Annotated in this window: 11 protein-coding genes; 3 read left to right on the top strand and 8 right to left on the bottom strand. The window is 37.2% G+C overall.

Features of this window, described 5'->3' with window-relative positions; genetic code table 11:
- Positions 1 to 144 precede the first annotated feature (144 nt).
- From EUBDOL_RS06585 to EUBDOL_RS06570, 4 genes are all read right to left on the bottom strand, one after another.
- Entirely contained in the window at positions 145 to 843 is a 699-nt protein-coding gene (locus tag EUBDOL_RS06585; RefSeq protein WP_022420678.1) for a Bax inhibitor-1/YccA family protein, read from the bottom strand.
- 442 nt (positions 844 to 1,285) lie between these two features.
- Entirely contained in the window at positions 1,286 to 2,497 is a 1,212-nt protein-coding gene (gene ilvA, locus EUBDOL_RS06580; protein WP_040463429.1) for a threonine ammonia-lyase, read from the bottom strand.
- 322 nt (positions 2,498 to 2,819) lie between these two features.
- Complete coding sequence (locus tag EUBDOL_RS06575; protein ID WP_004799849.1) at positions 2,820 to 4,517, bottom strand: phosphoenolpyruvate carboxykinase (ATP); 1,698 nt, start codon at positions 4,515 to 4,517, stop codon at positions 2,820 to 2,822.
- Positions 4,518 to 4,641: 124 nt separating this feature from the next.
- Entirely contained in the window at positions 4,642 to 6,333 is a 1,692-nt protein-coding gene (locus EUBDOL_RS06570; RefSeq protein WP_040463426.1) for a proline--tRNA ligase, read from the bottom strand.
- 274 nt (positions 6,334 to 6,607) lie between these two features.
- Between EUBDOL_RS06570 and EUBDOL_RS06565 the strand changes: the two genes are divergently transcribed.
- From EUBDOL_RS06565 to EUBDOL_RS06555, 3 genes are read left to right on the top strand one after another with little or no spacing between them, the layout of a single operon-like run.
- The gene (locus tag EUBDOL_RS06565) at positions 6,608 to 7,333 is read left to right on the top strand and encodes an ABC transporter ATP-binding protein (RefSeq protein WP_022420683.1); all 726 of its coding nucleotides are present in this window, start codon (positions 6,608 to 6,610) and stop codon (positions 7,331 to 7,333) included.
- A complete protein-coding gene (locus tag EUBDOL_RS06560) occupies positions 7,326 to 8,981 on the top strand; it encodes a hypothetical protein (protein WP_004799845.1) in 1,656 nt (551 codons plus the stop codon). Before EUBDOL_RS06565 ends, EUBDOL_RS06560 begins: the two co-directional genes overlap by 8 nt.
- 9 nt (positions 8,982 to 8,990) lie before the next feature.
- Positions 8,991 to 9,551, top strand: a complete 561-nt coding sequence (locus EUBDOL_RS06555; protein ID WP_004799843.1) for a DUF3783 domain-containing protein — start codon at positions 8,991 to 8,993, stop codon at positions 9,549 to 9,551.
- 132 nt (positions 9,552 to 9,683) lie between these two features.
- On the opposite strand, the gene EUBDOL_RS06550 is transcribed toward EUBDOL_RS06555, so the two are convergent.
- The 4 genes from EUBDOL_RS06550 to EUBDOL_RS10995 all read right to left on the bottom strand — a co-directional run bounded on the left by EUBDOL_RS06550 (position 9,684) and on the right by EUBDOL_RS10995 (position 11,902).
- Positions 9,684 to 9,908 carry a hypothetical protein gene (locus tag EUBDOL_RS06550; protein ID WP_004799837.1) on the bottom strand — a complete coding sequence of 75 codons (225 nt, stop codon included), beginning with the start codon at positions 9,906 to 9,908 and terminating at the stop codon, positions 9,684 to 9,686.
- Positions 9,909 to 9,921: 13 nt separating this feature from the next.
- Positions 9,922 to 11,019: a M56 family metallopeptidase gene (locus EUBDOL_RS06545; RefSeq protein ID WP_040463422.1), complete on the bottom strand. Its 1,098-nt coding sequence runs from the start codon at positions 11,017 to 11,019 to the stop codon at positions 9,922 to 9,924.
- A 3-nt stretch (positions 11,020 to 11,022) separates the two neighbouring features.
- Complete coding sequence (locus EUBDOL_RS06540; protein ID WP_004799833.1) at positions 11,023 to 11,391, bottom strand: BlaI/MecI/CopY family transcriptional regulator; 369 nt, start codon at positions 11,389 to 11,391, stop codon at positions 11,023 to 11,025.
- A gap of 103 nt (positions 11,392 to 11,494) precedes the next feature.
- The gene (locus EUBDOL_RS10995) at positions 11,495 to 11,902 is read right to left on the bottom strand and encodes a hypothetical protein (protein WP_004799831.1); all 408 of its coding nucleotides are present in this window, start codon (positions 11,900 to 11,902) and stop codon (positions 11,495 to 11,497) included.
- Between the last annotated feature and the right edge of the window lie 82 nt (positions 11,903 to 11,984).

The raw sequence follows: 11,984 nt of genomic DNA, 5'->3' as shown, positions 1-11,984 counted from the left end.
CAAGCATGAAAATCAATAAAAGCTATTCAATACTAAAAAAATACATTTACATCAAACTGCTCTTAAACACAAAGCCTTGCTCCAACTTCTAACGTTCGACATTCATGAAAAAAACACCCTTACCGCAGTAAGAGTGCTCATTGCTTAATCGTTTCGATCGCCTAAAAATTGTAAGACATATAAGAAGATATTTATGAAATCAAGATATAGGTCAAAGGCTGAATAAATGGATAGACGCTTCAACATGACCTCATCACCTTGGTATTGCGTATATAAGACCTTCATTTTCTGTGCATCATACGCAGTAATACCGGTAAACAACAGTAGACCAAGTGCCGCAAATACCATCGTATTTGTGTTTGCCCCAAACAGCATCAGCAATAGCTCACAAACGATCAATGCAAACAATCCGATCATCAAAATCGGTCCGAAGCGCAAAAGGTTGATTTTCGTTGTTAAACCGATAAATGCCAAGCACCCAAAGTAAACCGCAGTAATTAGGAATGCAGCACCGATGGTTCCCAAATCATAGGCAAAGCCCAATGTTGAAAAGGTAACACCGGTAAGTATCGCATAAGCAAGAAATAAAATTCTTGCCATAGACGGCTTCATGCTAGTAATACGTGCTGCCAATGCGATAACGACACCAAATTGAGCAATCAATAAAATCCATGGTGTCCATGAAGAAGAATAAATTACCCAAACCAGATCCGTTAAGGATACCAGCAAAGCCACCAAGGCACTTGTAAGCAGACCGATGGTCATCCATAAAAAGGTATGTGCCACATGGCGACGCAAACCACTTTCATAGCTGACAGAAACATAATTTTCTTCTTGATACATAAAGAAAACCTCCTTTATTTTACTATTAGTATATACGAAAGCCTTACATTTTTCCACCGTTTCGCTGTAAAAAATCCGCTAAGACATGCGCAAAGCTTTTATCATTTTCACGTGTGCGCTTCCTTGTATGACGATATTTCCCACTTTATTTGGCACTCGCTCTAACAAAAAGCAGTTCATCTATTGTTTATTCTGTATAAAAGTTGCCATTTGCCTATAAGATAAACGCCTTTTTCGCAAACACCAAAACTGCTAAGCCATAATCCTGTGCAATGACTAAAGCATTGCCTGCGAACATACTTCAGCAGCAAAAAAATCACTTTGCTTCCTTCCTTTATCAGCTCACAAAACAAACACATCGAGATAAGAATAATCATGTGAACTATCGCAAACATCTTGGCGATTTGCAAAGTCTGCTCAACAACCGAATAGCTGTTTTGCATCAATTAAAATTTTCATCACCATCAACCAAATTTGCCATATAGCCGTTTTCCTTCAGACTGGTAATGACCCCCTTGATGTGCGCATGATTATTGGTTTCAATCACCACTCCCACACGACATTGGTGGAATAAAATTCCGTTTTGAATACGATTGTGATTAACGGAAATGATATTTGCGCCGGTTCTTGAAATCAGCTCGAGCATACGTGTTAAATTTCCCGGCTTATCAACAACATTCATATTGATTACTGCCTTTCTGCCGGTTTTCATCAATCCCAAATCAATAATTTTAGAAAGCAAATTGACATCAATATTTCCACCGGATAAAACCGCCACGCACTTATGCTTTTCTAAATCAACCTTATGAAACATTGCTGCCGCTACGGAAGTTGCTCCCGCACCCTCAGCTACCATTTTCATTTTTTCTAACAAAAACAATATAGCAGCGGCAATCTCTTCCTCCGAAACGCTAACCACCTCATCAACATATTGACGGCAAAGCTCATAGGTTAGCTTACCCGGTGTTTTAACCGCAATTCCATCGGCAATCGTCGAAACACTGTCTAAAGTAATGATCTTCTTTTGTTCCAAAGAATTTTTCATGCTCGCTGCATTTTCCGATTGTACACCGATCACACGACAATCCGGCTTCAAGGTTTTGATTGCCAATGCAATGCCGCTAATCAAGCCTCCTCCGCCAATCGGTACGATTACCGTATCCACATCAGACATACGCTCAATAATTTCCAAACCAATCGTTCCCTGTCCGGCAATTACCGCTTCATCATCAAAGGGCTCGATAAACACTGCACCGGTAATCTCCTGCAAATTCTTCGCATACGCATACGCATCATTAAAGGTATCCCCTTGCAGCTCTACCTCAACCCCATAGCTGCGTGTTGCTTCGATTTTGGACAACGGAGCAGTTTTTGGCATAACGATCGTCCCCTTGATATTCATAGCCGCACACGCATAAGCAACGCCCTGTGCATGATTTCCGGCACTTGCCGCAATCACTCCTTTTGCCTTTTCCTCCCAGCTTAACTGCGAAATTTTATGATAGGCACCACGCAGCTTAAACGCTCCGGTACCTTGCAAATTCTCGGCTTTGATCCACAGATTTTTATGAATTTTATCTGCATGCACCAACGGTGTCTTCGATACCACATGCTGAAGCGTACTATTCGCTTCTAATATTTTTTGAAATTCCATCATATTCCTCCCATATTCTACTATGTATTGTAACGCGTTTTCGAACGCATGAAAAGCAAAATTTCTACATTTTATAAACACTTTTTAGTGTTTGTTATTATTTTATGAACAAATGTATAAAATATTTAACATATATGCATTCCTTTGCTTTTTTCAGCACCGACTTCTTTTTTCGCCCAATACATAATAAAGGATATCTTTAATTATCGAACTGCCACGATTTTTGATTCTTTTAAGTATTTGATTTCTCTTATATCTCTGTTTACAACTTAATCCTGTAAAAAAGGAAATCAAACAATTTCTGCTTGATTTCCTTCGTTGGTTAGTCCTTTTCAATAAATTCTAACAGCTCTTTAGCCGCAATGTTGATTCCCTCGCGATTTTCCTTATCCAAACCCAAATGAGTATAAATTTCACCGATAAATACTCCGTTGTCGCGCATAGCCTCAAACATCTGCATAATTAAAGGCTCACACACCTCCTGCTTTTGCATCGGCCCGAATGGATTTGCGAAATAGGTTGTGGAAATACCTACCTCCTGCGTTGTTCCCTTCGCCATTCGTTTTCCCTCTTTACAGGTAGCCATAGCTGCATCAATATCTAAGCGCTGTAACCCGTTCTTATCATCATAATTATTCGCATAGGCAAATAAATCTATACGATGATTTTCGGCTACTACCTCATAAGGTGCGGCAGGTGTGATAACACGTGCATTGTTGCTGGATTCCGGATTCATGAAGATGGATCGATCCATATCACGATAAGGAGTACCCGGATCCAAATCATCTAAACGGATAAATGCACCGATTTCCGTTCCCTGTCCATAAGGAACTCCGTCCTCTAAATGAATCGTTCCCATATCATCAAACACAACCTCGATATCTTTGATTACATCTTTTCCGGCATTTTTCAAAGCTTCAATCGATTCGGATTTTCCGGCACCGGAATCCCCCATCAGCATGATGCTTTTACGCTTACCGCTTTTTAAGGTAATATTAACAAAGGCTCCATGAATCGGCAGCCAACCCTGCTGCATCTTACGTAAATTATGCAAGGTTAATGACATTTTCTTCAAGTAACCGAAATATTCGATACGTTCATGATAGCTGACACTTCCTACCCAAATATCCTCTTGCTCATCATAATAGAAATCAGTCGCATCTAATCCATCTTTATTACCAAACAAACAAATCAGATCCGGCTTCTTACGACATTCATCGGCATTGGCTAGTTCAAAAAGATTTGCCAAGGATACCGCCGAAGAAATAAAATCACGATGAAAATAAATAAATGCCAACAGAGAACCGATTTTACATGGGTAACAAAACCATTCATCACTGTTTCCACTAAAGCGTTCAATCGGATTATGGTCTGTTTCTTCAAACATTCCGGTACGCTTATTGCTTTTTGGATGCAGGATCATCGGTGTACGCAACATTACCCCTTCAATAAAAGGGATTGCTTTTAATTTAGCATACGTATCGGATAGCTTGATATGGCTATTTACACGCACTGCAATACTCGCATTCGTACCGGCTTGCAGCTGACGATACACACGATTTTTACGTCCTTGAATCTGCTCCTCTAGTGAACGATAAACCGATAAGATCATCGTATTAAAGTTGGAATCCGCAGCTACGAAGTTAAAATCCTGTAAGGTACTGCCCTCGGCATTGAATAATACCGAAAAGCGCTGATGACGCTTCCAAAAGTTATAGCCCTCCTCAACAAATTCCAAAAGGCAGGCTTTATCATTTAAATAGTCTGATTGCAACTCCTCTACACGAAATACGCGCAATAAGCGAAACAGCTTTAAAATCTCAAACGTTGCCTCTCTTGCCGTCTTTCCATTTAAGGCATAATTGTATAAATCCTCATTATGCGCTTGCAAATATTCCAAATAGTTTTGAACATAATTGCTGAAGGTAGAAGAATTTAACAGCTGTTCCAACGAATGTGCATACGCACGACTATAATTTACAATGGCCAATTCTCCATTCAAATACAAAGCTTCTTTCATATATTCAAGCTCCTTTCACAGTCTATACTATCTTTTAGTATACTATAAAACAAAAAAATAAGAAAGATGTTTATGTAAAACTTTCACAAAATGTAAATTTTTTCAACATCTTTCTTATCCTTATTTATTGTAATTTATTTTGAAGATAAGTTACAACGTTTTCTATCGCAACCTCTTCATTCTCATGAGCTCCTCTTGCACGCAGCTCTACATTCCCTTGCGCAATCCCACGTCCTACGGTAATACGATAAGGAATACCGATTAGCTCCATATCCTTGAATTTAACACCCGGACGTTCCTTTCGATCATCTAACAGCACATCATAGCCTTCTGCCTTCAATGTTTCATACAACTCATTTGCAATACGTACCTGTTCCTCATCTTTCATGGAAACGATCACGATTGCCACTTGATAAGGCGCAACTGATAAAGGCCATATAATACCGTCATCGTCATGATGCTGTTCCACGATACTTGCCAACGTCCTCTCTAATCCTAAGCCATAGCAGCCCATTTCAACCGGGTGCAAAGTATTGTTAGCATCAAGATATTCCAAGCCAAGTGCCTTTGCATATTTATTTCCTAGCTTAAAGGTATTACCTACCTCGATACCTTTACAGAAGGATAAAGGTGCCCCGCATACCGGACAAACATCACCCTCATGTACTTGGGCAATGTCCGCACACATTTCCACTTCAAAATCCTGCAAATTCACATTTACGATATGATGATCGCTTTTATTCGCTCCCACAATAAAGTTCTTCATATAGGAAACCTCGCGATCCATGATGATTGGACAATCAATTCCAATCGGTCCGGCAAAGCCTACCTTCGCATGAGTTATGCGTTCTACCTCTTCAAAGCTTGCCAATTCCATCTCATTTGCCTGTAAGAGTTTCAATACTTTGGTTTCATTTAATTCACGTGTCCCCTTCAATAAAAAGGCATATATTTTTCCATCGACATTATAGATCAGTGTTTTTACGAAATCATCACAAGATTTGTCAAAGAATTTCGCAACTTCCTCTATCGTTTTCGCATTTGGTGTTTCTACGATTTCCATAGTCTTTAAGGCTTCCCTGCACTCTTCTGCACGATCGACAACCTCCGTAATCTCTAAATTACTGGAGAACCCACAATGCTCACACGTAACCACAACGTCCTCTCCGACATCGCAAATCGCCTGAAATTCTTCGGATAAAGAGCCTCCCATCGCACCCGTATCGGCTTTTACGATCTTATAATTCAGATCGCAGCGATCGAAGATTTTTTTATAAGCATCAAACATTTTCATATAAGATTCATGTAGATGCTCATTATCAATATCAAAGGAATAAGCATCTTTCATAATAAATTCGCGCGTACGAATCAAGCCATAACGCGGTCTTGTTTCATCACGAAATTTCGTTTGAATCTGATATAAATTATAAGGAAAATCTTTATATGAGCGTCCCTTCATCATCGCCGCTAACGTAAACAGCTCCTCATGGGTCGGACCAAGCACATAGTTTTTCTGATAACGATCCTTTAACGCAAACATATTGGAACCGAAAGCATCACGACGACCGGAAATCTCATAAACCTCTTCCGGAATCAATGCCGGCATCAAAAGTTCCTGTGCTCCGGCAGCGTCCATTTCCTCACGGACGATATCTTCGATTTTTTTCAATACGCGCTTGCCCATCGGCATGATCATATAAATACCGGCAGAGCTTTTTTTAATCATTCCCGCACGGACTAGCAAATTGCCGCTGACACTATCCTCGTCCTTGGCATTCTCTCTCATCGTATAAAAATAACTATTGCTTAATTTCATAACAATCTCTCCCTATCTGCGAACTTTCACATAACAATATTTTATAGCTTTTTATTGGCTAGCCTAAATTTTAGCATATCCATTTATAAAAGTAAATTTCATCAAACTTCTTTCTGTCATTTTTCATTCATAACTTGTCAATGCATACCACCTACATTATAAAAATCAAACCTTCTTTTCCCCTTTTACGTTTGTAACTTTTTGTTGCTATGCAAGCTTTTTCTCTAATGCTATAATAAACGTGTATCACATGATGATGAAAGGAAGAAAAACTATGATTGAGATTAACAATGTAACTAAGATTTACGGAGGTAAGCATAAAGCGGTGGATCACATTTCCTTGCATATTCCAACCGGTGAAATCGTCGGTTTCATCGGACCAAATGGTGCCGGGAAAACAACGACCATCAAAATGATTACCGGTGTATTAAATCCCGATGAAGGAAGCATTTCCATCAATGGCAAAGATATCGTAAAAAATCCGATAGAAGCCAAAAAAGAATTCGGTATCGTTCCCGATAGTGCCGATATGTTTCTGCGGTTAAAGGGAATTGAATATTTGAATTTCATGGGAGATATTTATGAAGTAGACAGTGATCTTCGCCGCCAACGGATTGACGAGCTGGCAGAAGCCTTTGAGATGAGCAATGCCTTAAATGATAAGATTTTATCTTATTCTCATGGTATGCGTCAAAAAATCATTATTATGGGTGTATTATTATCCGATCCAAACGTATGGATCTTAGATGAACCGATGACCGGGCTTGATCCGCAATCCGCCTTTAAGTTAAAAGAAATGATGAAGGAGCATGCCGCTAAAGGCAATACCGTATTCTTTTCCACCCATGTTTTAGAGGTGGCCGAAAAGCTTTGCGATAAGGTGGTTATCATTAACAAGGGTACGATTTTATTTTTCGGAACACTGGAGGAACTGGAAGCAGCCTATCCACAATGCGAATCCCTAGAAGCCTTGTTCCTGGAGGTTATTAACCATGCATAAATTTTTATCACTGACACGTGTTACCTTAAAAAACTCGATGGGCATGTTAAGTGATGGAAACAGCAAAAAGCTTACAACCATTTTATTGTATGGCTTTTTAGGAATCTGCATGCTGCCACTGATGTTTGCACTTTATTTCTTTGTTGATACGATGCTGACAAACTTCCATTTTTTAGACCAAGATGCAACCATTCTTGCGCTAACCTTCTATATTTGTTGCTTTATAACTTTCTTCTTCGCCATCTTTTTAGTACCAAGCATCTTCTTTTTCAGCAATGACGGAGAAACACTGCTGGCACTACCGCTGAAGCCGGAAGTCATCTTAGGAAGCAAGTTTATCACCGTACTCATTTACGAATATTCCTTTGTTTTCATGGTGCTATTGCCCTCCGTTGCGGCTATCATCAAGCATGGCGATTTGGGTATTGTAAGCATTCTTGCTATTCTTCTTGTTTTCCTATTGTTACCGATTTACCCCTTGGTGCTATCCAGTATTATTTCTTTATTGGTTATGTGCTTTGTACCGTTTTTTAAAAACCGAGATCGTTTCAATCTGATATCCAGTGGCTGTACGATCGGTTTGGCATTGGGATTTGCTATTTACGTAAATTCCGCAAGCTTTACACAAAGCAATCCGCAAGAGCTTATGGAGCTGTTGCTAAGTGGAAATAACTCTTTGATCGCCGTCTTAGGTTATTTATTTCCAAATGCCATTTTTGCCGCAAAAGCCATCGTAGAGAACGATATCTTACAGCTTATCTTCTTTTTGTTGATTTCTTTTGTTTCACTGCTCCTTTGTTTATTATTAGCCAAAGCAATTTATTTTAAAGGCTTGATTGGCTTCAGTGAAACCAATTCCAATCGCAAAAAGCTTTCTCATCAAGAATTAGGAAAAGCAGCCCATCAAAAAAATCGAATCATTACCTATACGAAAAAGGAATTAAAACTGTTGTTTCGTACACCGGCATATATGATGAATTGTGTTGCTACAACCTTCATTGTTCCGATTCTCATGCTCCTGATTCCTCTTGTGCAGGGAGTAACCATTGATGCTTCTCTATTGCCGCAGGAAATCATGGCAATGATGAACGATTATTGGTATTACTTTCTGATTGGCGGTATAGTGATTGGTCTGTTTATCGGCAATATGGGTCTTGTCAGCTCTACCTCCATTTCTCGAGAGGGAACCAATCTCATGTTCATGAAATACATTCCTATGCCTTTAAAAGATCAATTATTTGCCAAGGTACTAAGCGGTATCTTCCTTGCAGTCATTACCGATATTTTAACCATAGTTCTTTTCGGATTTCTATTTCCTATTTTTCCACTTCCGATGCTAATTTTGACACTGGCAGCCAGTCTTGTAAGCACCGTACTTGCTAACTATATCGGTATTTACCTTGATTTATCGCACCCAAAGCTAGTTTGGGAACAAGAGGCAACGGCTGTAAAAAATAGTATCTCCGGTATCATCGCTATGTTTGGAGGTTGGGGCTGTGCAGCACTTGTTGGAATCGCAGCATATATGCTCCCTAATGAAATCATAAAGTACGCAAGCATTGCCTTACTTATCGCTATGCTTATTCTTAGCTGTATCCTGCATCATAAAATGGATAGCTTTGCATTTAAACAATTTAAAAAATATTAGAGGTTATATATGACAAAACATGTTCTTGTATATTTAGGTGATCACACCTATAAAGAAGGAGCTGTTACACGTGTTTTAGGGGATCTAAAACTTCCCTATACCCTACTAAAGGACAGCGACCTATCACAGAAAATCGGCTATTTATTTTCCTTAGACGGATTTGATAAGGAGGAAAAAGACGAAAGCTTACATATAGCTTATGATCTATTGTTATTTCGAGACTTACAGGATCAAGATATTCTTGCTATCAACGCTTTGCTTGATGCCTTAGATCGCAAAATCCAACGAAAAGCCATGCTAACAGAGCATAATAAGAATTGGACATTCTATGAGCTATGCTTGGAAATCGACAAGGAACATCAATACTTCGACCTTATGGAACAAATCAAACAGATCCTGATGTCCAGCAAAGAGCTTATCAAAGAAGATTATACTGCTTCCTCATGGGAAATATATGAAAAAGCTTTTTATCATGCTTATGACTGTTTAAAAAAGGAAAGTGATTTTAACACTCTCCGCCTTGCCCATCAAGCCTTAGTAGATGCTCAGCAGGGATTAACAAAACGATAAAGAAAGGTCGTAACAGTTGTGAATTTAAAATGTTCACTTAGACTGTACGACCTTTTTCTTTTCTATCGCTTCATTAATCATTGTATTTTCATGATTCTTTATTCTCAAATATTTAACTTTATTTTATAATTATTAGACCAAAATCCAATCAGTTTCCCATCTTTCTTTAGACTCATTAAATAATCTTTTATATAATCTTCCGTTAATAATCTTATATTTCCATACCATAATATCTTTTTTAGGTTGTAAAGTTTCATAATTTATTAAATTCTTTCCATTAGCTTCAATCATTATAAGATTGGTATTAAACATAAATGTAGTTCCTAATGCCAATGTAAATATTAAAATCTTCTTCATAAAATATTCTCCTCTATTTTTCTTTAATAACTCTTATTCCATCGAATGATTCATCATGAATATCACTAATTTCAACGAATTGATTATCAATCATCAATGAATAACTTCCGTCTTTGTGCTGAATGATATATTCGAAATCGTTTTTTTCAAAAGTGCCTTCCACAAGTGATGAATTAGGATAACACGGCTCCAATATAATAGAATTAGATAGAATCGGAACCATGAGCAACATCAATAGCATTAGTTTCCCGGTTCTTTTTTGAAAATTTCCTTCTATTAGATAGTTAATTCGATAGGATAACACTTTTTTATTCTCACTCAGCAAACAAGTAGAAAATAATTTTGACGGCAAAGCTTCTGCCGAAATTTTTCGTCGTACAGAAATCAATGTATTTGCATAGTTTAAGCTTTCATAATAGTTTAGCTGTTTTGTAACTCTCGAATCTGCCCTTAATTCTAAGAATAGATCAATTTCTCTTTGTAGTAAATATATCGGAGGAAACCACCAATATATAATAGTAATGAATTTAATCAATTGCTTTACGTATATATCATGTGCTTCAATATGATATATTTCATGTAATACTATATTGCTTATTTCTTCCTCAGAAAACAACGTCTTGGGTAATAAAATTACTTTTTTGAAGCCTAAAACCATCGGCGCAGATATATAGGGTGAAATATAGACTGGATAATCATAGCCACTATATGACTTCAAGAAATCAGAAACTTTACCATATTTACAATTATTCAATATAATCCTATATAACTCTTTCAGCTTAAACAGCCTTTTAACATAAAAAGCAACTTCGAATATACAACCGAATCCCCAAATAAAAAGCAATAAATAGGTAATCTTCATACCCTCGATAAATTCATAATCAAAAAAAACAGCCACAGGATTCATGATTATTGGTGCAGGAACAGTAACCGTAAATGGTAATTCTATCGGAACAAGCAATCTTAATAAAATCAGTATAATAAGAATTGTCAAAAAATCAATCCGAAAAAATTTTGATTTGATTCTTGCAGTAATTATAAAATAAAATAATAAGATTAATATGCATTCAACCATTAAAGTAATAAATAAAGACGATAAAGTGATTTGCATATTTTAACCCTTAAGTTCCTCTTTTTTTGCTTTGATTAATTCTTCTAGTTCATCTAACAATGACAAATCATCGCTTGTCTTTATATAATTTGATGCTAATTGATAACTTGTTTGAATATTAACACAATTAGAAATGTACTCTGCTTGTGAAACAGTCGGTCGATATTTTCGAGCGATAGATTTTTTATTATGTCCTATTCCCGACACTTCGATATACTCCATCTTTAACAACCTTTGTAAAACCTGTTGAATAGTGTAAATACTAACATTGTCCGCATGTAAAAAAATATCATTGGCAGACAAGTCCGTCTTACTATTCCACAATATATCCATAACTAGCTGTTCTCTTTTGGTTAATTGTTTTATTTTCATTCATTCATCACCTTCATTATATTATAACAAAAATACAGTTGTTCTAGCAAAATAAATAGTTAATTTTCAAGAACCGTTTTGTAATAAAAAGTAAGGAATGCCCTTACTTTTTATCTGCCGAAAAATCCATTGTTACATCATTATTGTTTCCCCATTCGATTGTATTGCTTTTCACAGCTGAATAATACGTAGTACCTTTCTTACAACCTCTTTCAAGCGCATAATTAACTTTTCCACTTGAAAGAGCTACCCAATCAGAAGCTAAATTCTGACTTTTGGTTATAAGTCTTGCTGAATTTCCTAAAAGAGCTGTCATTTTAGTAGGCACAAAAGAAGCATAAATATCAGTTGAGGTTTTCTTATTCCCCTTAGATAAATTCACTTTTTGATTTCCACCACCCGGAATATTGACAAAAGTTACGCCTTCGGTCCATGTCGAGGCATTCACTGCTCCCATGGTTCCAAAACAAACAGCAGCACAGAATAATAAACTAAATACTTTTTTTCTCATTTCAACACCTCCAATAAGTTTACTGTTCCGCTACCATTATAGCACTATTATTGATACGTTCAATATTTTTTAATAATTTTTG

Origin of the sequence: Amedibacillus dolichus DSM 3991, assembly GCF_000154285.1 — a bacterium.
Classification (GTDB): Bacteria; Bacillota_I; Bacilli_A; order Erysipelotrichales; family Erysipelotrichaceae; genus Amedibacillus; species Amedibacillus dolichus.
This window is presented reverse-complemented; position numbering and strand designations above follow the sequence as displayed.